The organism is Caulobacter sp. GW821-FHT10A10 (genome assembly GCF_059415745.1).
This window is the reverse complement of sequence record NZ_JBWKNV010000015.1, coordinates 34,574-58,183: the sequence shown is the minus strand read 5'-3', so window position 1 is coordinate 58,183 and position 23,610 is coordinate 34,574. Positions and strand designations below refer to the sequence as shown.

Sequence of the window (23,610 nt, the reverse complement as noted above, 5' to 3'; positions counted from 1 at the left end):
GGCAAACCCGCGAAAGTCGCCCTCGTCGCCATCGCCAGGAAGATCGTCGTCGCCGCCAACGGCATGCTCAAATCCGGGCAACCCTGGCAAAGGCCCGCTTGACCCAACACAGTCGCCGGATAAGCCCTTCGGGCTTTCCGGGATGACGAGCTGTTCTGGGTTGAGCGGAGCCCTGCCCCTGCTCAGAGCAGCTTCGGCGCCAGGAAGATCGCCAGGGCCGCGACCAGCCAGGCGGCCAGGGCGCCGAGGATGGCCAGGCGGTAGTCGACCCGCTCGCTCAGCAGCCAGGCGACGCCGAGGAACACGAGATAGGCCGGGATGGTCTTGGCGCCGGCCAGGCAGGCGGTGCGGAAGCCGCCCGGCTCGCCCTTGGAGCCCACGGCCAGCAAGGCGATGATCGCAAAGGTCGGGGCCAACGGCAGGATGCCGGGCAGGACATTTCCCTTCTTCGAGGCCAGCACGATGAGGGCGGTGACGAGGCCGCCCAGCAGCCCCTTCCACAGAACCTCCAGCAGGATGGGCATCAGGCCTGAACGCCCCGCGCCCGCAGCTTGGCCTTCAATTCGCGGATGGGACGGGCCAGCAGGAAGCCGAACGACACCGCGCCCTCCTTGGTGTGGACGGCGTGGTGGATGCGGTGGGCCTGGATCAGGCGCTTCCAATAGGCCGACTTGCCCAGCGGGACCTTGAAGCGCTGGTGCACCATGCCGTCGTGGAAGATGAAATAGACCGCGCCATAGGCGGTGATCCCCAGCCCCACCGGCAGCAGCCATGGCAAGCCTCCGTTGGTCCCGAACCAGATGGCGACGATGGCGGGCGCGGCGAAGACCACCGCGAACAGGTCGTTGAGCTCGAAGGCGCCGTGGCGGGGCTCGTGGTGCGAGCGGTGCCAGACCCACAGGAAGCCGTGCATGACGTACTTGTGGGTGAACCAGGCGAAGCCTTCCATGAAGGCGAAGGCGGCCAGGAACAGGGCGATCTGAAGTCCGAAGGTGACCATCTCTTCCCTACTCTGGAGCCCGCCGCCTGATCGGATCAGGCTTTGGCAGGCTGGTCCTTGTCCTGGCTCAACTAGCGCTGCGGATCGCGCGACAGGGCCTGGGCGACGCCGAGACCCGTCGCGCCGACGGCGGCCAGCACGATCCAGGCCTTATACACGGACGCGATCCCGCCGTCGCGCCAGAGCACGGCCTGGTAGGCGTCGATGACCCAGGCGTGGGGCGTCAGCCAGCCCAGGCTCTGCAGCCAGGCGGGCATGAGAAAGCGCGGGGCCATGCTGCCGCCGATCGCCGCCAGCACCAGGATCACGAAGGTCGACAGCATCTGGGCCTGGTCGCGCGTGCGGCACAGCGAGACTAGGCCCAGCGCCAGGCCGGCCGAGCAGACGCCGGCCGCCAGGGTGGTGGGCAGCCAGAGCGCGAAGTGCTGGGCCGCCTCGACGCCGTAGACGCCTTGCGCGACCACGAAGATCATCACCGCCTGCACCACCGCCTGGGCGGTCAGGAACAGGAACTTGCCGGTGACCACCGGCCCCATGCCCGCGACGCCCGCCAGCAGGCGGTCGGCGACGCCGGCGCGGCGCTCCTCCATCAGCGACAGCGCCCCCTGCATGGCCGAGAACAGGGCGAAAAGGATCATCACCGCCCCCGCGTAGTAGGCGATCACGGCCCCGCCCTTGCGGGCCCCGGCCACCTGCTCGCGGTCGAAGAGATCGTCCTTCACGGCTTGGGGTTCGGCCCGCAACTGCTCGGTGGCGGCCTCGACGCGGACCGATTGCTCCGGCGTCAGATCGCCCAGGGCCGGCGTGACCGAGTCGATCGAACGGCGCAGGGCCGCGTCGGGCGCGGCGGCGGCCAGGGCCTGCTGGGTGCGGGCCTGGGCCAGGGGCGCGGCCACGGCCCGCGAAGGATCGGCGACGATCAGGAACGGCTTGCCCGGCGCTGCGGGATCGGTGCGAATGACGAGGCCGACATCGACCTGTCCGGACTTGACCCTGGCCCGCACGGCGGCGGGATCAGGCGCGGTTTCGGCGCGGACGTCGGGGCTTTTGAGCAGGGCCGCGGCGACCCGGCGCGAGGCGTCGGTCCTGGCCAGATCGGTCACGGCCAGCTTGGGCTGCAGATTGTCGCCAGAGGTTCCGGCGAACACCGACGAGAAGATCAGGAACACCAGCGGCGGCAGCAGGAAGGTCATCACCAGGGCCGCGCGGTCGCGCCAAAGCTCCAGGGCCATGACCCGCATCATGGCCAGCGCCATCAAGGCCCGGGTCTTCATGCGGCCTTCCGGTCGGCGACGAGGGTGAAGAGGTTGGCCAGCGACGGCTCGCGCACGCGGATCTCGCGCGGGGTCAAACCGAGCTTGCGCAGGCGGGCGTCCAGCCGCCCGGCCGCCGCGTAGCCGCCGGCGTCGAGACGGGTCCAGACGCCCGGACGGCGGGTGGGCTCCAGCCCCTCGGCGGCCAGGCGGATCTCACCGGCGGTGTCGAGGCCTTCGGACAGATGAACCAGGATCTCCATCTGATCGCCGTAGGCCTCGGCGACCAGGGCGCGGGGCTCGCCCTCCAGCACCATGACGCCGTCGCGCAAGAAGCCGACGCGGTCGGCCAGGGCGCCGGCCTGGTCCAGGTCGTGGGTGACGATCAGCACGGCGACGCCCAGGTCGCGCAGGTCGCGGATCACCGCATCGACCGCCTCGCGGGCGTCGATGTCGACCCCGACGGTCGGCTCGTCGAGGATCAGCAGGGTCGGCTGGTGGACGATGGCGGCGGCGATGTTGGCGCGGCGCTGCAAGCCGCCCGACAGGGTGCGAACCGGGGCGTCGGCCCGGTCCAGCGTGCGGGTCAGCTCCATGGCCCGGCGCACGGCGGCGGGGATGGCGGCGCGCGCGACGCCGGCCAGGACGGCGAAGGTCTCGATGTTCTCGCGCACCGACAGGTTGGCGTAGAGGGCGATCTCCTGCGGCACGAGGCCGAGCCCTGCGCGCGCGGTAGGCGTGCGGGCCGGGTCGGCGCCGTTCAGCCGCACGCTGCCGGCGTCGGGCTTCAGGCGGCCGCAGATGGCGCGCACCAAGGTGGTCTTGCCCGCGCCGTTGTGGCCCAGCAGGGCGTAGATCTCGCCCGGATGCAGGGTCAGATCGACGCCCTTGAGCACCCGGCGCTGACCGTACGACCGAACCACGCCTTCAGCGACCAGAATAGGGCCTGGATTCACGCCGCCGCCTTGCGCGCGGCGAACAACCGGCCGGCATAGGGACCCAGCAGCCCGCCGCCGCCGGCCGACGCCAGGGCGGCTTCGGCGGCGGACAGATGCTCTTCCATGGCCGCGCGAGCGCCGGCGAGACCCAGGCGCGAGACCGCCGTGGTCATGGCGGCGTCCTTGCCGACGTCCTTGCCGGCGGCCTCTACCGAGCCCTCGGCGTCGATGATGTCGTCGCGGATCTGGAAGGCCAGGCCCACCCGGCGGGCGAACTCGCCCACCTGCTCGACGGCGGCCGCGTCGGCGCCGCCGATCAGGGCCCCGACCTGGGCGGCGGCGATGATCAGCACGCCGGTCTTCTCGTGGTTCAGGCGGTCGATGGCGGCCATGTCGCGCAGCTGGTCGCGGTCGAGCAGGTCACGGGCCTGGCCGGCCACCAGCCCCATGAAGCCGACGGCCTCGGCGGCGCGGGCGGTGATCTCGGCGCGCAGGTCACCCGACAGGCTCTTGTCGGCGGCGATGACGGCGTAGGCCTGGTTCAGCAGACCGACGCCCGCCAGGATGGCGGTAGCCTCGTCGAAGGCGCGGTGGATGGTCGGCAGGCCGCGGCGCAGGCCCGCGTCGTCCATGGCCGGCAAGTCGTCGAGCACCAGCGAGGCGGCGTGGATCATCTCGAAGGCGCAGGCCGCGTCGAGCGCCGCGCCTTCATTGGCCCCGAACGCCTCGGCGGCCAGCAGCACCAGCATCGGACGGAAACGCTTGCCCGGCGCCAGCAGCGAATAGCGCACCGCCTCGACCAGACGATCGGGCGCTGTTCCGGGCGCGGGGGCCAGTTCGGCCAGGCGACGATCGACGCGCGCGCGCAGGGCCTCGACCCGCGTCGGGAGTCCCTGTTGGACTTGTTGCAACGTGCCCTGGTCGTCCATCTCGCGAGTCGCGCCGTACGTAGCCACCCCGTCGCGGGCGATTCATTTGAAGGCGCCCCGCCGCTGCGTCAACCCAAGCGGGTTGCGGTATGCGGGTCTTGACCCAAAGCCCGAGGGGCGCGTCCATGGCGGCATGTCCAAGCCCCTCCCCGCTCCCGCCGCCCACGCCCGCGAGATCCTGGCCCGCCTGGGCGTCGATGGACTATCCGCCGACGGCGGAAGCCCGGTGCGCTCGCCGATCGACGGCCAGTTGCTGGCCCATGTCGCTTTCGACGACGCCAAGGCGGTCGAGGCCAAGATCGCCGGCGCGGCGCGGGCCTTCCGGACCTGGCGCTGCATTCCGGCCCCGCGCCGGGGCGAGCTGGTGCGCTTGTTCGGCGAAGAGCTGCGCGCGGCCAAGGCCGACCTCGCCGCCCTGGTGACGCTGGAGGCCGGCAAGATCGCCTCGGAAGGCGCCGGCGAGGTGCAGGAGATGATCGACATCTGCGACTTCGCCGTGGGGCTGTCGCGACAGCTGCACGGCCTGACCATCGCCTCGGAGCGCCCCGGCCACGCCATGCGCGAAACCTGGCAGCCGCTGGGTCCGGTGGCGGTGATCAGCGCCTTCAACTTCCCGGTCGCGGTCTGGGCCTGGAACGCGTGCCTGGCCCTGGTCTGCGGCGATCCGGTGGTGTGGAAGCCATCGGAGAAGACGCCGCTGACGGCGCTGGCCACCCAAGCCCTGCTGGAGCGCGCCGTCGCCCGGTTCGGCGACGAGGCCTCGGCCGGCCTGTCGAGCGTGGTGCTGGGCGGCCGCGACGCCGGCGAGCGGCTAGCCCGCGATCCGCGCATCCCGCTGGTCAGCGCCACCGGTTCGACCCGCATGGGCAAGGCCGTCGCCCCGCTGGTGGCCGAGCGCTTCGGCCGCTCGATCCTGGAACTGGGCGGCAACAACGCCATGATCGTCACGCCCAGCGCCGACCTCTCCCTGGCCTTGCGCGCCATCGTCTTCTCGGCCGCCGGCACGGCCGGCCAGCGCTGCACCTCCTTGCGCCGGCTGATCGTGCACGAGAGCCTGGTCGATAAGGTCAGCGACGCCGTCGCCGCCGCCTTCGAGCGCCTGCCGGCCGGCGATCCGCGCCAGGACGGGGTGCTGCTGGGGCCGTTGATCGACAAGGCGGCGTACGAGGCCTTCGTCCACGCCGTCGACCAGGCCCGGGCCGACGGCGCGCAGGTGGCCGGCGGCGAGCGGCTGCGCGAAGCAGAGGCGCCGGAAGCCTTCTACGTCCGCCCCGCCGTGGCCCGCCTGTCCGCGCCGACGGCCGGCATGGCCCGCGAGACCTTCGCGCCGCTGCTCTACATCGTGCCCTACGCCGAGTTCGACGAGGCCGTGGCGATCCAGAACGACGTGCCCCAGGGCCTGTCATCCTGCGTGATGACCAACGACGTGCGCGAGGCCGAGGGGTTCCTCAGCCCCTGGGGCAGCGACTGCGGCATCGCCAACGTCAATATCGGCCCGTCCGGCGCGGAGATCGGCGGGGCGTTCGGCGGCGAGAAGGAGACCGGCGGCGGGCGCGAGAGCGGCTCCGACAGCTGGAAGCAGTACATGCGCCGCCAGACGGCGACGGTGAACTATTCGGGCGCCCTGCCCCTGGCCCAGGGGGTGCGGTTCGACCTGTAAGACGAGGCGGCGTTCATTCGCCTCCCACAATCCGCCCTTCCCCGCGAAGGCGGGGATCCAAGCTGACTTTCAGGAGAGACAAGGCCGTGGGCGATCCTCGACCTCGGCTTGGATCCCCGCCTTCGCGGGGATGCTCGGTGAAGGGTGGCCGAGCGTCCTGAATGACGAATCCAGCTCCAAGTCAGCTTGAGCATATCAACTCTTGGAGAAGGTGAGAAAGTTCACACTTCCAGGTTGTTCGCAGGACTAGCGTGCGCCCGCTCATTCCGAGCCGGAGGCAACGTCATGTCGGCCTATCCCATCGCCATCTACGGCAACGGCCTGTTCCAGGACGGCTATCCCACCCCGCCCGTGCCCTATGCCGAGCAGGCGGCGCAGCTGAACCAGGGCGTCACCACCGTGATCCTGTGGTCGATCCACATTCACGACGGCGGCGACCTCTATCTGAACGACACGCTGTTCGTGCAGGGCGGCAAGATCCAGTACGCCACCGACGGCAAGAGCGGCGTCAATCCGGACTTCCCCGAGCTGATCAAGGCGCTGATGAACTGCGGCGGCAGCGTGCGCGACCTGATCGTCTCGGTCGGCGCCTGGGGCACCACCAGCGACTTCACGGCCTGGCTGGGCTCGCGCGAGGCGGTGAAGACCAACCTGGCCGCGCTGAAATCGGCCTTCGGGGTCAGCGGCGTCGACTTCGACTACGAGTCCCAGACCGGCTACACCAACGACGAGCAGAAGATGATCGTCACCCTGACGCTCGACGTCGGGTCGCTGGGCCTCTACGCCACCTACTGCCCCTACACCGCGACCGACTTCTGGACCGGCGCGCTCAGCGCGGTCTACGCCCAGAACAACAGCCAGCAGATCGTCAAGTGGATGAACCTGCAGTGCTACGCGGGCGGCGCCAGCAACACGCCGAGCGACTGGATCGCGGCGGTGCAGGGCACGCCGAACACCGGCGTGACCAACCCCGGGGCCTTCATCGTGCCGGGCTATGCGGTGCAAGGCGCCGACGGCGGCGATCCCAGCTATATCGAGCAGGCCTTCGCCCAGTCGGCGGGAACCGGCGTCACCGGCGGCTTCCTGTGGAACAGCGGCGGCATCTGGTCGACCGAGGCTTCCAACGGCGGCGAGCCGACCCCCGCCGACTACGCCCAGGCGATCACCGCCGGGCTCGGCGCGACGACGACCGCGCGCGAGCCGGTGGACGCCTGACGCCCCGCCTCTGAGGACTTCGCCCCGCGGTTCGCCGCGGGGCGAGGTTTGTGGGTCGCGCCGCCGGACGCATCACCCTAGGGTAACCTCGCCCCCAACGGAGACGAGGTAACGCGTGGAGACTGTCGAGATCGTTCTGGCCCTGCTGGCCGCCGTCGTTTTGAGCGGCGCCGCCGCCCGGTTCCTGCCGCTGGCCGTCCCCGCGCCCCTGGTGCAGATCGGCCTGGGCGCGCTGATCGCCCTGGTCACCAAGACGCCGGTCTCGCTCGATCCGCATCTCTTCTTCCTGCTGTTCCTGCCGCCGCTCTTGTTCCTCGACGGCTGGCGCATTCCCAAGGACGAGTTCTTCAAGGACTTGCCGGTGATCCTGGAGCTGGCGCTGGGCCTGGTCGTGCTGACCGTGGTCGGGGTGGGCCTGCTGATCCACTGGATGATCCCGTCCATGCCGCTGGCCGTCGCCTTCGCCCTGGCCGCGGTGATCTCACCCACCGACCCGATCGCGGTGTCGGCCATCGCCCAGCGGGTGCCGATCCCCAAGCGTCTGATGCACATCCTGGAGGGGGAGTCGCTGCTGAACGACGCCTCGGGCCTCGTTTGCCTGCGCTTCGCCATCGCCGCGGCCCTGACCGGCAGCTTCGTGCTGCACGAGGCGGTGCTGAACTTCGCCTGGGTGGCCCTGGCCGGCGTCGTGGTCGGCGTCGCCACCACCCTGGTCGTCACCACCCTGAATTCCTGGCTGACCCGGTCGGGCGCCGAGGACGCCGGTCCCCAGACCCTGATCAGCCTGCTGATCCCGTTCGCCGCCTATCTGCTGGCCGAGCGGGTGCACGCCTCTGGCATCCTGGCCGCCGTCGCCGCGGGCGTGGCGATGAGCTTCTCCGAGGTCGCCCGCCAGACCGTGGCCGCCACTCGCGTCCGCCGCAACATGGTCTGGGACACCCTGCAGTTCACCGCCAACGGCGTGATCTTCGTGCTGCTGGGCGAGCAGCTGCCGTCGATCCTGGCCGGGGCCGTCGAGACCGTGCAGACCACGGGACACCACGAGCCGTGGTGGCTGGGCGTCTATGTGGTCGCCGTCACGCTGAGCCTGGGCGCCCTGCGCTTCGCCTGGGTGTGGGGATCGCTGAAGCTGACCCTGCTGCGCGCCAAGCGCCGGGGCGACGAGCGGTCCAGCCCGGACTGGAAGATCATCGCCGCCACCGCCTGCGCCGGGGCGCGCGGGGCCATCACCCTGGCCGGCGTGCTGACCCTGCCGCTGGTCACCGCCACGGGCGAGGCCTTCCCCGCCCGGGACCTGGCCATCTTCCTGGCGGCCGGGGTGATCGTGCTGTCGCTGCTGATCTCGGCGACCGCCCTGCCGCTCTTGATGAAGAACCTGCAGCTGCCGCCCGATACCGCCGGCCAGGAGCAGGCCGAGAAGGCCCGCGAGGCCCTGGCCATCGCCGCCGTCCAGGCCGTCGAGCAGATGCAGGCCGCCTCGCCGCACGCCTCCGACGCCGACTTCCAGACGGCCTCGGCCCGGGTGGTCGACATCTATCGCGACCGCCTGGACGGCCTGGCCCAGACCGGCGAAGCGGCCCTCGCCGCCCGTCGCGGGCGAGGCTTCGAGAAGGAGGTGCGGCTGGTGGCCTTGCAGGCCGAGCGGCAGGCGCTACACGGGTTGATCCGCCAACGGGCGGTGGCCGGCGAGGCGCAGGCCCGGCTGATGCGCGAGATCGACTTGGCCGAGGCGCGGTTGAAGGTGTGATGGCGGCCTCAAGGAACCTCCCCCTGTGGGGGAGGTGATCGCGAAGCGATCGGTGGGGGGAGTTATTTCGACATCGGCCGAGGCCTCGGAAGCTGAAACCGCCCCCCCACCGGCCTTCGGCCGCCTCCCCCAGAGGGGGAGGTTCGCTTGGTCAAAGCGGAATGTTGTCGTGCTTCTTGGCGGGGTTGGTCAGCACCTTGCCCTTGAGCGAATGCAGGGCGCGGACGATGCGCTTGCGGGTGCCGTGGGGCATGATGACGTCGTCGACATAGCCGCGTGAGGCGGCCACGAACGGATTGGCGAAGCGGTCCTTGTATTCGGCCTCGCGGGCGGCCAGGGCTTCGGGATCCTTGGCCTCCTGGCGGAAGATGATCTCGACCGCCCCCTTGGCCCCCATCACCGCGATCTCGGCGGTCGGCCAGGCGTAGTTGACGTCGCCGCGCAGGTGCTTGGAGCTCATCACGTCATAGGCCCCGCCATAGGCCTTGCGGGTGATCAGGGTCACCTTGGGCACCGTGGCCTCGGCGTAGGCGAACAAGAGCTTGGCGCCGTGCTTGATCAGGCCGCCGTACTCCTGCTTGGTGCCCGGCATGAAGCCCGGCACGTCGACCAGGGTGACGATCGGGATCTCGAAGGCGTCGCAGAAGCGTACGAAGCGGGCGGCCTTCCGCGATGAGTCGATGTCGAGCACCCCGGCCAGCACCTGCGGCTGGTTGGCGACGATCCCGACGGTCTGGCCGTCCATACGGGCGAAGCCGCAGACGATGTTCCTGGCCCACTCGGACGAGATCTCGAAGAAGTCGGCCTCGTCGACGATCTTCAGGATCAGCTCCTTCATGTCGTAGGGCTTGCCCGGATCGGTGGGGACCAGGCTGTCGAGGCTGTCTTCCTGGCGGTGCGGGTCGTCGAAGCTCGCCCGGATCGGGGCCTTCTCGCGGTTGGACGAGGGCAGGAAGTCGATCAGGCGGCGCACCTGGGTCAGGGCCTCCAGGTCGTTCTCGAACGCCCCTTCGGCCACCCCGGACTTGGCCGCATGCACGCGCGCCCCGCCCAGCTCTTCCGCCGTGACCACCTCGTTGGTGACGGTCTTCACCACGTCGGGACCGGTGACGAACATGTAGCTGGTGTCCTTCACCATGAAGATGAAGTCGGTCATGGCGGGGCTGTAGACGTCGCCGCCGGCGCAGGGACCCATGATCACGCTGATCTGCGGGATGACGCCCGAAGCCAGGGTGTTTTCCAGAAAGATGTCGGCATAGCCGGCCAGGCTATCGACGCCCTCCTGGATCCGCGCCCCGCCCGCGTCGAACAGGCCGATGATCGGCGCGCCGGCCTTCATCGCCTGGCGCTGGACCTTGACGATCTTGGCCGCGTGCGCCCCAGACAGCGAGCCGCCGAACACCGTGAAGTCCTTGGAGAACACGAACACGACCTTGCCGTTGATCGTGCCCCAGCCGGTGACCACCCCGTCGCCGGCCACCTTCTGCTCGGCCATGCCGAACTCGGTCCCCCGGTGCTCGACGAACATGTCGAACTCCTCGAACGAGTCCTCGTCGAGCAGCAGGTCGATCCGCTCGCGGGCCGTCAGCTTGCCCTTGGCGTGCTGGGCGGCGACGCGGCGTTCGCCCCCGCCCGCGCGGGCCTGCTCACGACGACGATCCAGCTCTTCGAGGATGTGTTGCAAGGTCGTGGGCTCCAAGCAGGGACTGGAACCCAAAGGCGTAAAGAGCCCCGGCGGGGCTGGCAAGGCGCAGCCTTCAGGCGCCTCTCGGTCCAAACAGGATGATCGCAGCGCCCGCCAAGCAAACCACCGCTCCGATCAGGTCCCAACGGTCGGGGCGCACCTGCTCGACCGTCCGCATCCAGACGATGGACGACAGGATGTAGATGCCGCCATAGGCCGCGAAGGCCCGGCCCGCCGCATCGGCCTCAACCTTGGTCAGCAGCCAGGCGAAGGCGACCAGGGCCAGGACGCCGGGGATGGCCCACAGCGCCGAGCGCCCCTGCCGCAGCCAAGCCCAGAAGGCAAAGCAGCCGCCGATCTCGCAGACCGCAGCCAGGATGTAGATGAGGAAGCTCTTCACCGTCGCATTTTCACCGACGCAGGGCGGCGAACCACCGCTCGAGGACGGCGGCCTCGATCGCCAGGTTGGCGGCGCGGGTCACGGCCTCGTGGTCGTCGCCCCACTGTTCGGCCTGGTAGATCTCGTCCAGACGCGACAGGTCCAGCGCCTTCTGGCCGGTGACGCGGCCGGCGCGCAGAGCCAGGGCCAGCACGGTGGAGCCCAGCAGGCCCGCGGCGTAGGCCACGCCCGCCAGGCTGAAGTCGTCCAGCGTCAGGGCCAGGGCCTCGACCGTGGCCAGGGTGGCTGGCGGCTGCGGGGCGTGGATGATCCCGGTGACCGGGGTCAGGACGACGCCGTGCTCGGCCTTGGCCCAGTCGAGCATGGCGCCCCACTCGCGTTCCTGCCGCTCGATCAGCGGCGTGGGGCCGTCGGCGCGGTAGCACAGCAGGTCCGAGCCGGCGTAGGCGGCCACCTCGCGGGCGACCTCGGCGCGGGTTTCGGCGATCCGGTCGATGGCGGTGAAGGCCAGGCGCGTGGCCGGCATGGCCGTGGAGTCGATGACCTTTTCCTGGGCCTCCCACTCGCCGGCGACGACTTCCGCCAGGGCCAGGGTCGGCAGGGCAAGCGGCTTCTTCTGCGGCGACTTGGGCGTGCGGCCGTCCAGCAGCACCGGCCAGACGCCGTCCTTGGCCTCGCCCGCGGTCGCGGCCTTGTAGAAGCGGCGCGGCTTGTCGATCAGGTCGGGCTTGTCGGACACGGGAAAGGCTCATTTCTTCGATAAGGGCGAAGCAAGAGCGTCGCCGCCGCGTTGAATGAGCGATAGCCATCCGGACTGCAAGCCAGACCGAAAGGGAGAGCCGCCTTGAGCCTGCCTTCGAAGGACCTGATGGCCGCCCTGGCCGCCACCCGCTTCGGGATGGGCGCGCGGCCGGGCGAGATCGACGCGGCGCGAAGCGATCCCAGGGGTTTCCTTACCGACCAGATCCGCCGCGAGGGCGCCGACCTGCCCCAGGACGACGGCGACAGCGCCGCCACGCGCTTCGCCGCCTTCGCCGACTACCGCATGGAGCGGCGCGCCATGCGCCAGAATGCCAAGATGTCGGGCGGCGAGCGCATGGGCGAGGACGGCATGAAACCGATCCCGCTGGTCGACGCCAAGCCCGGCCGCGACGCCCTGCAGCAGGCCCAGAAGGACGCCCAGCGCTATCTGCGCGACAAGACCAGCGACGATTTCCTGTCGCGCGCCCAACTGGCCTGCGACACCCCGGCTGGCTTTCGCGAGCGCTGGGCGTTGTTCTTCGCCAACCATTTCACGGTCTCGGCCACCAAGCAGCAGACTGCTGTGATGATCGGGCCATTCGAGCGCGAGGCGATCCGGCCCAACGTGTTCGGCCGCTTCGAAGACCTGCTGGTCGCCTCCAGCACCCATCCGGCCATGCTGACCTACCTGGACCAGGCCCAGTCGATCGGCCCGACCAGCCGGGCGGCGGGGCGCGGCAACAATCGGCGAGTTGGGCTGAACGAGAACCTGGCCCGCGAGATCCTGGAGCTGCACACGGTCGGCGTCGATGGCGGCTACGCCCAGGCCGACGTCACCGAATTCGCCCGCGCCCTGACCGGCTTCAGCATCGGCCGGGCGCAGGATCCGGACGCCGGGGCCTTCCTGTTCCGCGTCAACGCCCACGAGCCGGGCGAGCGGGCCATACTGGGCGCGCGCTACGCCGAGGACGGCGAGGGCCAGGGGCTGGCGGTGCTGAAGGCGTTGGCGACCGACCGGCGCACCGCCCGCCACGTCTGCGGCAAGCTGGCCCGCCACTTCGTCGCCGACGATCCCTCCCCCGCCCTGGTCGCGCGGCTGGAAAAGCGCTGGATGGACACCGGCGGGCGGCTGGATGAGGTAGCGGAGGCGCTGATCGAGGCCCCGGAGGCCTGGGACCCGGCCCCGGCCAAGATCAAGACGCCCTACGAGTTCGTGGTCTCGACCTGGCGGGCCGTGGGCGGCCGGCCGGAGAAGATCGAGAAGCTGAACCCGATCCTGACCAGCCTGAACCAGAAACCGTTCACCCCGCCCTCGCCCAAGGGCTGGCCGGAGGAGGCGCAGGCCTGGGCCTCGCCCGATGGGCTGATCAAGCGCATGCAGTGGGCGCAGGGCTTCGCCTCGGCCGTGGCCGACACCCGCGATCCCGACGCCCTGGCCCGCTCGGCCCTGGGGGCGCGGCTGAGCGAGCCCACGGCCCGCGCCGTCGCCCGCGCCGAGACGCGCCGCGAAGCCTTCGCCCTGCTGGTGATGAGTCCGGAGTTCCAACGCCGATGACCGCTGCCTCGCCCTCCCCTTCGCGTCGTTCGTTCCTGGCCGCGGCCGCCAGCTTGGGCGTGGCCGTCAGTTTCGTCGGACGACAGGCCCATGCCGCGACGGGCGCCAAGAAGCTGATCGTCGTGGTCTGTCGCGGCGGCATGGACGGCATGTCGGTCGCCCCGCCGGTGGGCGATCCCGACTACGCGGCCCTGCGCGGCGCCATCGCAATCAAGCCGGAAGAGGCGCTGAAGCTGGACGGCACCTTTGGCCTGCACCCGTCGCTGACCACCGTCCACGCCCTGGCGCTGAAGGGCCAGGCGCGGATCGCCCCGGCCATCGCCACGCCCGACCGCGCCCGCTCGCACTTCGAGGCCCAGGACGTGCTGGAGACCGGCGAGGCCAAGGTCTACGGCGCCGACAGCGGCTGGCTGAACCGCACGCTGCAGGTGATGGGGCCGGGCAAGACCGAGGCCCTTTCGGTGGGCGGCGTCGCGCCGCTGATCCTGCGCGGGCCGGTGCAAGCCGCCAGCTGGTCGCCGGGCAAGGGCGTCGACGAGACCGCACGCCTGCCCACCCTGCTGCAGGACCTCTACAAGGGCGACGCCCTGCTCGGCCCCGCCTTCGCGCGCGGGCTGGAGACCGAGGCCATGGCCCAGGCGGCGATGACGGCCATGGCCCCCGCGCCGACCACCGCCTCCAGCGGCATGGCCCAATCCATGAGCACGCCGGCCATGAACGCGCCGGGAGGCCGTCCCGCCGACAACCGCCAGGGTCGCGAGGCGGCGCGCAAGCTGGGCTCGACCCTGGCCGGCTTCATGCGCCAGGCCGACGGCCCGCAGATCGCCGCCCTGTCGCTGGACGGCTTCGACACCCACGCCGGCCAGCCCGGCCAGATCGCTACCCGGCTGGCCTATCTGGATGCGGTGCTGGACGGCCTGCACGAGGGATTGGGTCCGGACTGGAAGGACACGGTGGTGGTCGCCGCCACCGAGTTCGGCCGCACCGCCCGGGTCAACGGGACCGGCGGCACCGACCACGGCACCGCCTCGACGGCCCTGGTGCTGAGCGGGGCTTTGAAGGGCGGCGGCATCATCGGCGACTGGCCGACTCTGAAGGAGACGGCCCTGTTCGAGAACCGCGACGTCGCCCCGACGCTCGACATGCGCGGCCTGTTCAAGGGCGTGCTGGTGGATCACCTGGGGGTGGATCGGGCGGCCGTGGAGCGCAAGGTGTTCGCCGATAGCGCGGGGGCGCGGGCGGTTACGGGGCTGGTGTAACTTCCATCCGTAAAATCCCCGCGAAAGCGGGGACCCAGGTGTTTTATCGTCAAGCACCACGCGTTTCAGAAAAAGCCTGGGTCCCCGCTTTCGCGGGGATTTTACGGGAAATAACCAAGCGTATGCCGGTCACCCCGGAACCGCGTCGAACGCCATCGTCAGCCGCCGCGCATCACCGGTGAACGGCACGGTGCCGTGCCACATGTAGGACGGGAACAGCACCAGCGTGCCCGGCGCCGGTTTCACCGCATGCTCGGCCGCCAGCTTCGGCGCCGTGGCGCAGCCGGGCTGGCCGAACTTGATCCAGCCTTCGCGCTTGTCCGCGTCGTCCACGCCCGGCGGCAGGTCGATGTAGAAGGCCGACGACACCCAGCCCTGCGGGTGGACGTGGTCGGTGTGGAAGCCGTCGGGCTTGAGGCTGACCGACCAGCCGCCCTGGATGGCGGCGGCGCCAGTGCGGCGGACGCGGAGCGGGTCGCCCCCCTCGCCGATCTCGGCGGCGTAGCGCTCGACCGTGGCCCGGGCGCTCGTGAAGAAGGCCTGGAACAGCGGCTCGGGCGAGGAATGTAGCGACTGCACCTGGGCGCCGCCGCGAAGGGACTGCTGGAGCGGATGGGTCTCCAAGTCGTGCAGCTGGCCCAGGCGCGCGCGCAGATCAGCCAGGAAGCTCGGTAGGTCCGGCCAGCCCTGGGGCGTCGGCAGCACGTAGGGCCGCACGAAGGCGCCGTAGTCATAGAGCGCGCCGTAGCGGGGATCGCCCAGGATCCGCCAGGCCGTGGCCTGCAAGGCCAGCGCGTGCTGGTCGTAGGGCAAGGCGGCCGCCACCGCGCCGGCCGCCAAGGACGCGCCGGCCGCGTCGCCGGCCGCCAGCAGGGCCTCGGCCAAGGCCTTGAGCACCGGGGCGGCGTTCGGGGCCAGGCGGGCGGCCGCCTGGGCGTGGGCCAGGCCCTCGGCGCTGTCGCCCAGTTCGGCGGCGGCGTGGGCGGCGGTCAGCAGCAGGTGGATGTCGCCCGGATGGCGGCGCAGGCCGCCGCGCAGGGTGTCGAGCGCCTGGGGCAGCTTTCCGGCGAACTCCTCGACCAAGGCCTGGACGTGCAGAAGGCGCGGGTCGGATTGCCCGGCCAGCACGGCCTTCAGCGGCGCAAGCGCGTGGTCGAGATCAGCCGTTCGCATCCAGCGCAGCTGCGCCAGGTCGCGGTGCGCGTCGACGAAGGCGGCCCGGCGAGCGATCGCGGCCTGGAAGGCGGCCTCGGCCTCGTCGTAGCGGTGCTGGAACTGGATCGCGCGGGCCAGGACCAGCCAGGCTTCCGGCGCGTCTAGGCCCAGGGCCATGGCCTTGCGCACGGCGGCTTCGGCTTCGGCTTGACGGCCAAGATCACCGTTGGTGGCGGCCAGATTGTACCAGGCCAGCCGGTCCTGCGGCGCGGCGCGGGCGGCGCGCTCGTTGAACGGCAGAGCCTCGCTATGGCGCCCCAGGCCCTTGAGCGCGGCGGCGTGGACGATCAGCAGGCCCGGCATGGCGGTGGCGCGCGCGGCGCCCTCCGCCGTCAGGGCGGCGGCCTGGTCGGCCCGGCCTCGACCCAGGAGATCCCAGGCCTGCTGAACGAGGTTTTGGTTCATCGCCGCTTGGTTTGGCGCCGGGCGAAGGGGTTTTGCTCGGCCTCGTCCTCGGAGAAGCCGAACTTGGCGAAGCCCGCCTGCATCTCGGGGCTGAGCGGGGCCTCGATGTGCAGCATGCCGGCGCTGGGGTGCGGCAGCAGGATCGAGCGGGCGTGCAGCTGCAGCTTCAGCCCTTCCGACAGCTGGGCCGACTTCTCGTCGCCGTACTTGGGATCGCCCAGGATCGGGTGGCCGATGGCCTTCATGTGCGCGCGCAGCTGGTGGGTGCGGCCGGTGTGCGGGCGCAGGGCCATGAAGCTGACGCGCGGGCCGGCGCGGCTGATGGTGACGAACTCGGTCTCGGCCGGCGAGGCGTCCTTGTCCTTGGGATCGGCGGGCACGACGATCTCGCGGTCGTTGACGCCGCGCTTGGCCAGGTGCAGCTCGATGACGCCCTCGGTCGGGTGCGGATTGCCGACGACGATGGCCCAGTAGGTCTTCTGAGCCTTGCGCTTGGCGAAGGCGCCCGAGAGGCGGGCCGCCGCGCTCGGGGTCTTGCCCAGCAGCAGAACGCCGGAGGTGTCGCGGTCGAGGCGGTGCACCAGGCGCGGACGGTTGACGCCCTCGCCCCAGGCGCTGAGCAGCTTGTCGATGTGCTTGGTGGTCTTGGTGCCGCCCTGCACGGCCAGGCCGGCGGGCTTGTTCAGCGCCAGGACGTCCTCGTCCTCGTAGAGCACCAGCGAGCGGGCGTAGGCGATGTCGCGCGCCGACAGCTTGCCCTTGTCGGCCGGATCGGGCGCGTCGGGCAGCGGCGGCACGCGGATCTGGCTGCCAGCCGCCAGCTTGGTGTCGGCCTTGGCGCGCGAGCCGTCGACCCGGACCTGCCCCGAGCGGAACAGCTTGTTGAGCTGGACGTGGTTCAGGTGCGGCCAGCGGCGCTTGAACCAGCGGTCGAGGCGGACCCCGTCCTCGCCCCCATCGACGTAGATGGTGCGAACTTCTTTCATGCGAACATCCTGCGGGCGAGATAGAGGCCCGCGAAAAGGGCCGTCACGGCGAACACGACGCTGACGGCGGTATAGGTGAAGGCCGAGCCGTAGGCGCGCTTCTCGATCATGAGCGCGGTCTCCAGCGAGAAGGCCGAAAAGGTGGTGAAGCCCCCGAGGACGCCGGTTCCCAGCAGCACCCGGAAGGTCTCCTGTTGGCCGGCCGAGCGGAAAGCCAGCCAGCCGGTCAGCATGCCCATCAGGAAGCCGCCGACCAGATTCACGGTCAGGGTGCCCCAGGGCCAGCCCGGTCCGATCCAGCGCAGCGCGGCCGTTCCCACGAGATAGCGGGCGACGGAGCCGGCGGCGCCGCCCACGGCGACGAGAAGCACCTTGGTCATGGGCCCCTTATGCGCCGACAGGCCCTGAACGCCAAGCTGCGAACGCCAATGGCCGCTTGACCTTGGCCACGGCCGCCGCATAGCGTCGCCGCAAAGACTCTCGCGGAGATAGCATGCGCAGCCTGCTCACCCTGGCCTTGATGCTCGCCGCCTCCGCCGCATCGGCCGCCCCGGACCTTCCGCGCCCCCCGAACGCAGGACCTCCGCCGCCTCCCCTGCCCATGCCGCCGCCGCTGCCCACCGTGCGCAGCGAAGCCGTTACCCGGATCGTGCAGTATGGTCCGCCGCCGAGCGTGGCCCACTGCGGGGGGCGCAATGTCGGCGTCGCGCGCAACGCGCCCTTCGCGCCCGAGGTGAGCGTGGCCTATCTGCCCGTGGGATCGGCGCCGGACACGCCGGGACGCGGCGACCGCAACCTCAGCGCCGTGACCTTCGGCATCGACGCCAAGGGGGCGCCGATCGACGTGCGGCGCGCCGACGATGCGCCGGCCTCCGAGGACATGCTGGCCGCCCTCGCCCGCTGGCGCTTCATGGCCGGCGCGCCGGCCAGCGATTGCCGCATCGAGGTCTCGCAGACCTACACGCCGCTGACCAAGGCGCCGACGGCCCTGCTGCTCGAGGTCGTCGCCCTGCGCAAGCGCGAGGCCCTGACGCAGGTGCGCAGCGCGATCTCGGCGCGCGGCGACTGCGGCCGCTCGCCCCGCCGCATCCCGGCCATCACCAGCTATCCGGACCTGCGCTCGTTCACCGGCCGCGACTTTTCCGCGCCGTGGGCCGGCGTGCTCTACGACATCGACGCCGAGGGCGAGGTCCAGAACGTCCGCATCGCGACCCAGGGCGGCGATCCGGTGCTGGCCGACCTGGCCGCCGCCTCGATCGCGGACTCCCGGTTCCATTCCGGAAAGGCGGTGAAGGGCTGCTACGCCGTGTTCTCGGTTCGCCCGGAAACCGTCGAGGCCACAGCCAAGGCCTACCCGAAAACCCCATCGCCGTCGAAGGAGCGCGACTGTTCGGACGTCAAGGCCGCGGCCCTGAACCTGTCGATCCAGCGAAGCTATCCGAGCGCCTTCGCGCGCCAGGCCGTCGAGGGCTGGGCGCTCATCGAGTTCGACATTCGGGCCGACGGCCGCATCACCCCCGTGAACATCGTCGCCGCCCAGCCGAGCGCGGCGTTCGGAACGGCCGCCCGCAACATGCTGGCGAGCGCTCGGCCGGACACCTCGGTCTGGGACCGCAAGGGGTGCCTGATCCCGGTCACCTTCGCGATGAACGCCGTCACCGAGGATTAACGTCTTCGCGACAGGGCGAGGCCTTGCCTGGCAAGGCTTTGAAGACACGGTAAAGAACACCTAAACCCTGTTCCTGCACCGGAGGTTAAGGGCGAGGAGGTCAACCTCTGATCTCCTCCCGCGAATCCCACGGTCCGATGCCCGCCTCCCTGCCTCCCAAGGACGACACGACCGAACGCCTGGCCCTGCCGCCGGCGATGCTGAACCGGCTGGCCAGTTCCGACCTGATCGGTCGCGGCTCGGTCAACGTGATCAGCATCAAGGCCATCCGCCGCTGGGCCGGCGACTGGTGGGAGCACAAGCGCACCGACGTCTGGACCTATGTCGAGCGCAAGCTGAACGAACATCTCGATCGCGCCGACCTGCGGGGACGGGTCAGCGAGGACGACTTCCTGATCGCCACCCACAACGACCAGGGCCTGTCGGCCCAGGCCGCCAGCATCCGCATCCTCGAGGACGTGCTGACCCACCTGCTGGGCGCGGCCGAGCTGCGCGACATCGGGGTGCGCTCGGTGATCGGGGTCGAGGCCGGCGGCGTCGTCTGCCGCACCATCGATCCGTCCGTCGTGCTGGCCGCCCGCGCGCGCCGCGACTCCGAACGCTCGCCTTTCCGGACCGACATGGACGTCAGCGACGAGATGCGCCGCACGCCCGTGGCCTTCACCACCAGCGGCGGCGCTGCCCTGCGGGTCGACTTCGCGCTGGAGCACGTGATCGGCCTGCGCCGCAACGTCACCACCGCCATCCGCGTCGAGCCGATCGTCACCCACCTGGGCACCGGCCGCTCGATCAGCGGGCGGGCGATCACCAAGCTGGCCGACAAGGACATCGCCTTCATCGACGAGGCGACGCTGCGCTACGGCGCGGCCTTCGCCAAGGCCGCTCAGGGCAACGAGCGCCCCGACCTCGTCCTGCCGGCCTCGTTCCGCACCCTGGGCACCCAGCGCGGCCGCGACCTCTTGACCGGCACCTCGGGCCTGTCGCTGGCTCTGCTGCGCGGCGGGGTGATGATCGAACTGGTGGACGTCACCCGCGGCACGCCCGCCGGCCGGCTGCTGGAAGTGGTCGGCCTGCTGAAGGCCCTCACCCGCGGCGTCGTCGCCCGCGTGCCGCCGGACAAGGAAGCCTTCAAGCACCTGCGCGACGCGCGGCTGGCGGGCCTGACCCTGGACGCCTGCGACCTGGGCGGTCCGGCCGAAAAGATCGCCGCCGACATCATGGCCTTCGGCCGCGAGGCCCGCGGCCTGGCGCCGATGGTTTCCCTGCAGGGCCTGCCGGCGGAAGGCTATTTCGCCGCCGCCGAGACCGCTGGCCTCAGCCACGCCTCGCTGCGGGCGACCCACCCCTACGCGGCGCGCGCGGCGGCCTAAAGCCGCCGGTCATCGCTCCGGAAGGTCGCAGACCTGGGTGGCCGTGAACCGCGCCCGTCTGCCGTCGCGCGCCCGGAGCACAAGTTCCGAGGCGGTTTGTTTCTCCACGCGGGGCAAGCCGCGCAGCAGGAACCAGACTTCGTCCTCCGCCCGCTCCCGGCGATCGGCCAGCCGCTGACGCTCCTCCCGCGCCTTTCGGGCGCCGTAGAGGTCGGGATGCCAGGCGGTCCAATCCTCCTCGCGCAGCTTTTCCAGCGTCAGGGTCTCGCCGACCAGCGAATAGTCGGCGGCCCGCACGAAGTTGGAAGCCGGCACGCGGACCCGCCCCTCGGCCAGTTCGAAACAGGCGGCGGAGGGACCCGAACCGCTTCGCCAGTAGGTGGGAGGGTCGCGCGGCTGGGCGTCGGCGTGGCCGAAAGCAAAGAGCACGGCGACGGCGGCGAAGACGGATGGCCGCATCGAATGTCCTTCCCCTGAGAGCCGTCCTCAGACCCGGCCCATGCCCTTGCCAATGGTGTTGACGACGCTCTGGGCGTCGTAGGCCTCGCCCGGCGGGCGCGGACCCTTGCCGAACACGACCTCCAGCGTGGTGCTGAGCGCGGGACCGGGACCGAGGTTGAAGCTCGTTCCCAGACCCAGGCCGACGCTGGAACGGCGGCCATAGCTGCCCGAACCGGCGCCGACCGAGAAGGTGGGACCGCCTCCTCCCCCCGTCGACTGGGTGATGCGGTCGGCGACGCGGAACCAGCTGTAGCCGTCGGCCAGGGCCAGCTCGGCCGCCCGCAGTAGGGCGTAGTCGGTCACCTGGCCAACCGGCGCGCCAGGGCCGCCGCGGAAGGTCACGCGATAGCGCCCCTCCTCCATCTTGTACTGGGCGAAGCCGACGTCGGTCGCCGTGGCCTGCGGCCGGTAGACGGTGGGCTTGGCGGTGGCGCAGGCGCCCAAGACCAGGGCGCTGGCGGCGAGGACGCAGACGAGGCGGGCGGACTTCATGACGTTTCTCCCTTGCCTCTCAAACGGCTCGGCCAAGTTCAGCGTTCCGGGAGCGCCAAGTCCAGCTTTTCCAGCACGGTCTTCATGTCGTCGGGGATCGGGGCCTCGATCCGCCGCTCGCCGCCTTCGGGGTGTGGGAACACCAGCCGCGCGGCGTGCAGCATCAGGCGCGGAACCGGCGCCCCGGCCAACATCAGCGCGCCGCCATAGCGGCTGTCGCCGGCAATGGGGCGGCCGATCGAGGCCATGTGGACGCGCAGCTGGTGCATGCGGCCAGTGTCAGGTGACAGTTCGACCAGCGCGGCCTGGGCGTTGGCGGCCAGGGTGCGATAGCGGCTGCGGGCGGTCTCGGCGTCGGGATGATCGTCCTCGCAGACCCGCATATAGGCCTCGCGGCCGATGGACTCGCGACGCAGGGCCTTGTCGATCTGGCCGCCGCGCGGCTCGGGCGCGCCGGGCGCGACGATGGCCAGGTAGGTCTTGCGGAAGCGCTTGCCCATCAGGGCCTTGCCCAGGAACGTCGCCGCCGGCTTGGTGCGGGCGGTGAGGATCACGCCCGAGGTGTCGCGGTCGAGGCGATGGATCAGGCGCGGACGCGGCCGGTCGCGGCGGGCCAGCGCCCACAGCAGGTCATCCAACGTATGGGCCTTGATCCGGCCGCCCTGGCTGGAGAGGCCGGCGGGCTTGTTGAGCACGAAGACGCTGTCGTCCTCGTGGATCACCAGCGAACGCGTGAAGGCGATCTCGTCCGGCGTCAGCTCGATCGGAGTATCGGAAGCCTTGGGCTTAGGCGCGGCGGGCGGACGGCGGGGCGGACGCGGGGCGCCCGTCTGGGACTTACTCAGCGGAGTGCTTCTCTCGTTGCCGGGCTTCCAACTCGTTCAGCTCACGCTTGAGGAACAGAGCGTAGATGCCGACGGCGATGCCAATCGGTCCGAGTATGTAGATCATGGCCTCAAGCGGCGTCATGACTTTTCTCCGTGTGGAGCAGCATACCACGCCAGTAGGTGAAACACGATCGCGAGCCCTATGCCCACATAGCTGGCGGTCTTGAAACCAGCGCCCTTGATGTAGGGGTCGATGAAGGACGCCCCCATGATTGCGTAGCCGTAGGTCGTCACATTCGTGGTGAAGAGCTTGAGGCGGACTTTCAGGTCAGCGCTGCGCTTTTCTGGATCGACAGCTCCAGCCACCTTCGCCCTCCATCTTCGCCAGCGCGAACAAATGAAGAACAATTTTAGCGCGAACGCAAGCCCGAACTCGCCCTACTTACCGCCCCGGCGCAGCTGGTTCCAGTGGTCGAGACGGTCCTTGACCTTGGCCTCGGCGCCGATCGGCTTGGGCTCGTAGAACTTCGGGCGGGCCATGCCGTCGGGGAAGTAGTTCTGGCCCGAGACGCCGCCCTCGACATCGTGGTCGTAGGCGTAGCCGTCGCCATAGCCGAGGGTCTTCATCAGCTTGGTGGGCGCGTTGAGAATGTGGGAGGGCGGCATGAGGCTGCCGGTCTCCTTGGCCGCGCGGCGGGCGGCCTTGTAGGCGGTGTAGACGGCGTTGGACTTGGGCGCGCTGGCCATGTGCACCACGGCCTGGGCCAGGGCCAACTCGCCTTCGGGCGATCCGAGGAAGTCGTAGGCGTCTTTCGCGGCGGTTGTCAGCAGCAGGGACAGCGGATCGGCCGCGCCGATGTCTTCCGAGGCCATGCGCACCAGGCGGCGGGCGATGAACAGCGGATCCTCCCCGCCCTCCAGCATCCGCGCCAGCCAGTAGAGGGCCGCGTCCGGATCGGAGCCGCGCACCGACTTATGCAGGGCCGAGATCAGGTTGTAGTGCTCTTCGCGATCCTTGTCGTAGGCGGGGCGGCGCTTCTGGAGCAGTTGGCCCAGCTGCGTCGGATTGAGCGGCGTGTCCGTGCCGATCGACAACAAGGTCTCGGTCAGGGTCAGCAGATAGCGGCCATCGCCGTCGGCCATGGCGATCAGCACCTGACGGGCCTCGGCGTCGACCGGCAGCTTGCGGTTCTCGGCGACCTCGGCCTTGGCGAGCAGGCTTTCCAGCGCCGTCTCGTCCAGGCGCTTGAGCACGAACACCTGGGCGCGCGACAGCAGAGCGCCGTTGAGCTCGAACGAGGGGTTCTCGGTGGTCGCGCCGACCAGGGTGACGATCCCCTCTTCCACGAACGGCAGGAAGCCGTCCTGCTGGGCGCGGTTGAAGCGGTGGATCTCATCGACGAACAGCAGGGTGCTCAGGCCCGCCTGGCGGCGCATGCGGGCCTGTTCGAAGGCCTTCTTCAGGTCAGCGACGCCGGAAAAGACGGCCGAAATCTGCATGAACTCATAGCCGCCGGCCTTGGCCAGCAGGCGGGCGATAGTGGTCTTGCCGGTGCCCGGCGGGCCCCAGAGGATCATCGAGGCCAGGCGATGGGCCGCCGCCATCCGGCCGATCGGACCATCGGGACCGAGCAGATGCTCCTGGCCCACCACCTCATCGAGGCTCTGGGGACGCAGGCGGTCGGCCAGCGGCGCGGGCGCGTGGGGCGCGATGCCGGCGGCTTGGAAGAGATCGGACATGGGAAGAGGTTTAGGAGGTTCCGC

24 protein-coding genes are annotated in these 23,610 nt (G+C 70.5%); 7 read left to right on the top strand and 17 right to left on the bottom strand.

Going from position 1 to position 23,610, the window contains the following annotated elements; translation table 11 throughout:
• Positions 1-182: 182 nt before the first annotated feature.
• From AC07NS_RS26190 to AC07NS_RS26170, 5 genes are all read right to left on the bottom strand, one after another.
• On the bottom strand, positions 183-524 hold the full coding sequence (locus AC07NS_RS26190) for a GlpM family protein (RefSeq protein ID WP_494608102.1): 342 nt from the start codon (positions 522-524) through the stop codon (positions 183-185).
• Positions 524-1,000 (bottom strand): sterol desaturase family protein, encoded by a 477-nt coding sequence (locus tag AC07NS_RS26185; protein ID WP_494608100.1) that lies wholly within the window; start codon positions 998-1,000, stop codon positions 524-526. The genes AC07NS_RS26190 and AC07NS_RS26185 overlap by 1 nt, the downstream gene beginning before the upstream one ends.
• 71 nt (positions 1,001-1,071) lie before the next feature.
• A complete protein-coding gene (locus AC07NS_RS26180; protein WP_494608098.1) occupies positions 1,072-2,274 on the bottom strand; it encodes an ABC transporter permease in 1,203 nt (400 codons plus the stop codon).
• Positions 2,271-3,209: an ABC transporter ATP-binding protein gene (locus AC07NS_RS26175; protein ID WP_494608096.1), complete on the bottom strand. Its 939-nt coding sequence runs from the start codon at positions 3,207-3,209 to the stop codon at positions 2,271-2,273. The genes AC07NS_RS26180 and AC07NS_RS26175 overlap by 4 nt, the downstream gene beginning before the upstream one ends.
• A complete protein-coding gene (locus tag AC07NS_RS26170; protein ID WP_494608094.1) occupies positions 3,206-4,102 on the bottom strand; it encodes a polyprenyl synthetase family protein in 897 nt (298 codons plus the stop codon). The genes AC07NS_RS26175 and AC07NS_RS26170 overlap by 4 nt, the downstream gene beginning before the upstream one ends.
• A gap of 151 nt (positions 4,103-4,253) precedes the next feature.
• On the opposite strand from AC07NS_RS26170, the gene amaB reads away from it, so the two are divergent.
• From amaB to AC07NS_RS26155, 3 genes are all read left to right on the top strand, one after another.
• The gene (amaB, locus tag AC07NS_RS26165; protein ID WP_494608092.1) at positions 4,254-5,780 is read left to right on the top strand and encodes an L-piperidine-6-carboxylate dehydrogenase; all 1,527 of its coding nucleotides are present in this window, start codon (positions 4,254-4,256) and stop codon (positions 5,778-5,780) included.
• 285 nt (positions 5,781-6,065) lie between these two features.
• On the top strand, positions 6,066-6,995 hold the full coding sequence (locus AC07NS_RS26160; protein WP_494608090.1) for a hypothetical protein: 930 nt from the start codon (positions 6,066-6,068) through the stop codon (positions 6,993-6,995).
• A 115-nt stretch (positions 6,996-7,110) separates the two neighbouring features.
• Entirely contained in the window at positions 7,111-8,742 is a 1,632-nt protein-coding gene (locus AC07NS_RS26155; RefSeq protein WP_494608089.1) for a Na+/H+ antiporter, read from the top strand.
• Positions 8,743-8,893: 151 nt separating this feature from the next.
• On the opposite strand, the gene AC07NS_RS26150 is transcribed toward AC07NS_RS26155, so the two are convergent.
• The 3 genes from AC07NS_RS26150 to AC07NS_RS26140 form a co-directional block, all read right to left on the bottom strand.
• The gene (locus tag AC07NS_RS26150; protein WP_494608087.1) at positions 8,894-10,426 is read right to left on the bottom strand and encodes an acyl-CoA carboxylase subunit beta; all 1,533 of its coding nucleotides are present in this window, start codon (positions 10,424-10,426) and stop codon (positions 8,894-8,896) included.
• A gap of 73 nt (positions 10,427-10,499) precedes the next feature.
• Entirely contained in the window at positions 10,500-10,826 is a 327-nt protein-coding gene (locus AC07NS_RS26145) for a YnfA family protein (protein WP_494608085.1), read from the bottom strand.
• Between the two features lie 10 nt (positions 10,827-10,836).
• Positions 10,837-11,565, bottom strand: a complete 729-nt coding sequence (locus AC07NS_RS26140; protein WP_494608083.1) for an ATP12 family chaperone protein — start codon at positions 11,563-11,565, stop codon at positions 10,837-10,839.
• A gap of 105 nt (positions 11,566-11,670) precedes the next feature.
• On the opposite strand from AC07NS_RS26140, the gene AC07NS_RS26135 reads away from it, so the two are divergent.
• Both AC07NS_RS26135 and AC07NS_RS26130 read left to right on the top strand, forming a co-directional pair.
• Positions 11,671-13,122, top strand: a complete 1,452-nt coding sequence (locus AC07NS_RS26135) for a DUF1800 domain-containing protein (protein WP_494608081.1) — start codon at positions 11,671-11,673, stop codon at positions 13,120-13,122.
• A complete protein-coding gene (locus tag AC07NS_RS26130) occupies positions 13,119-14,381 on the top strand; it encodes a DUF1501 domain-containing protein (protein ID WP_494608080.1) in 1,263 nt (420 codons plus the stop codon). The genes AC07NS_RS26135 and AC07NS_RS26130 overlap by 4 nt, the downstream gene beginning before the upstream one ends.
• Positions 14,382-14,510: 129 nt before the next feature.
• Here AC07NS_RS26130 and AC07NS_RS26125 read toward each other — a convergent pair whose 3' ends face one another.
• The 3 genes from AC07NS_RS26125 to crcB are packed head-to-tail and all read right to left on the bottom strand — an operon-like array spanning position 14,511 to position 17,367.
• Positions 14,511-16,001 carry a 2OG-Fe(II) oxygenase family protein gene (locus tag AC07NS_RS26125; RefSeq protein WP_494608078.1) on the bottom strand — a complete coding sequence of 497 codons (1,491 nt, stop codon included), beginning with the start codon at positions 15,999-16,001 and terminating at the stop codon, positions 14,511-14,513.
• Positions 15,998-16,987: an RluA family pseudouridine synthase gene (locus AC07NS_RS26120; RefSeq protein ID WP_110118191.1), complete on the bottom strand. Its 990-nt coding sequence runs from the start codon at positions 16,985-16,987 to the stop codon at positions 15,998-16,000. Before AC07NS_RS26120 ends, AC07NS_RS26125 begins: the two co-directional genes overlap by 4 nt.
• Positions 16,984-17,367, bottom strand: a complete 384-nt coding sequence (gene crcB, locus AC07NS_RS26115) for a fluoride efflux transporter CrcB (protein ID WP_110118190.1) — start codon at positions 17,365-17,367, stop codon at positions 16,984-16,986. The genes AC07NS_RS26120 and crcB overlap by 4 nt, the downstream gene beginning before the upstream one ends.
• Positions 17,368-17,480: 113 nt before the next feature.
• On the opposite strand from crcB, the gene AC07NS_RS26110 reads away from it, so the two are divergent.
• Together AC07NS_RS26110 and AC07NS_RS26105 are read left to right on the top strand one after the other, a co-directional pair.
• Complete coding sequence (locus tag AC07NS_RS26110; RefSeq protein WP_494608076.1) at positions 17,481-18,656, top strand: energy transducer TonB; 1,176 nt, start codon at positions 17,481-17,483, stop codon at positions 18,654-18,656.
• Positions 18,657-18,793: 137 nt separating this feature from the next.
• A complete protein-coding gene (locus AC07NS_RS26105; protein WP_494608075.1) occupies positions 18,794-20,026 on the top strand; it encodes a hypothetical protein in 1,233 nt (410 codons plus the stop codon).
• A gap of 9 nt (positions 20,027-20,035) precedes the next feature.
• Here the strand turns inward: AC07NS_RS26105 and AC07NS_RS26100 are convergent, their stop codons facing one another.
• The 6 genes from AC07NS_RS26100 to AC07NS_RS26075 all read right to left on the bottom strand — a co-directional run bounded on the left by AC07NS_RS26100 (position 20,036) and on the right by AC07NS_RS26075 (position 23,586).
• Positions 20,036-20,485 (bottom strand): hypothetical protein, encoded by a 450-nt coding sequence (locus AC07NS_RS26100; RefSeq protein ID WP_494608074.1) that lies wholly within the window; start codon positions 20,483-20,485, stop codon positions 20,036-20,038.
• 27 nt (positions 20,486-20,512) lie between these two features.
• Entirely contained in the window at positions 20,513-21,019 is a 507-nt protein-coding gene (locus AC07NS_RS26095) for a CC0125/CC1285 family lipoprotein (RefSeq protein WP_494608073.1), read from the bottom strand.
• Between the two features lie 38 nt (positions 21,020-21,057).
• Positions 21,058-21,864: an RluA family pseudouridine synthase gene (locus AC07NS_RS26090; protein ID WP_494608104.1), complete on the bottom strand. Its 807-nt coding sequence runs from the start codon at positions 21,862-21,864 to the stop codon at positions 21,058-21,060.
• Positions 21,857-21,988 carry a hypothetical protein gene (locus AC07NS_RS26085; RefSeq protein ID WP_255580256.1) on the bottom strand — a complete coding sequence of 44 codons (132 nt, stop codon included), beginning with the start codon at positions 21,986-21,988 and terminating at the stop codon, positions 21,857-21,859. The genes AC07NS_RS26090 and AC07NS_RS26085 overlap by 8 nt, the downstream gene beginning before the upstream one ends.
• A complete protein-coding gene (locus tag AC07NS_RS26080; protein WP_110118185.1) occupies positions 21,985-22,212 on the bottom strand; it encodes a hypothetical protein in 228 nt (75 codons plus the stop codon). The genes AC07NS_RS26085 and AC07NS_RS26080 overlap by 4 nt, the downstream gene beginning before the upstream one ends.
• A 72-nt stretch (positions 22,213-22,284) precedes the next feature.
• Entirely contained in the window at positions 22,285-23,586 is a 1,302-nt protein-coding gene (locus AC07NS_RS26075; protein ID WP_494608072.1) for a replication-associated recombination protein A, read from the bottom strand.
• Positions 23,587-23,610: the final 24 nt, after the last annotated feature.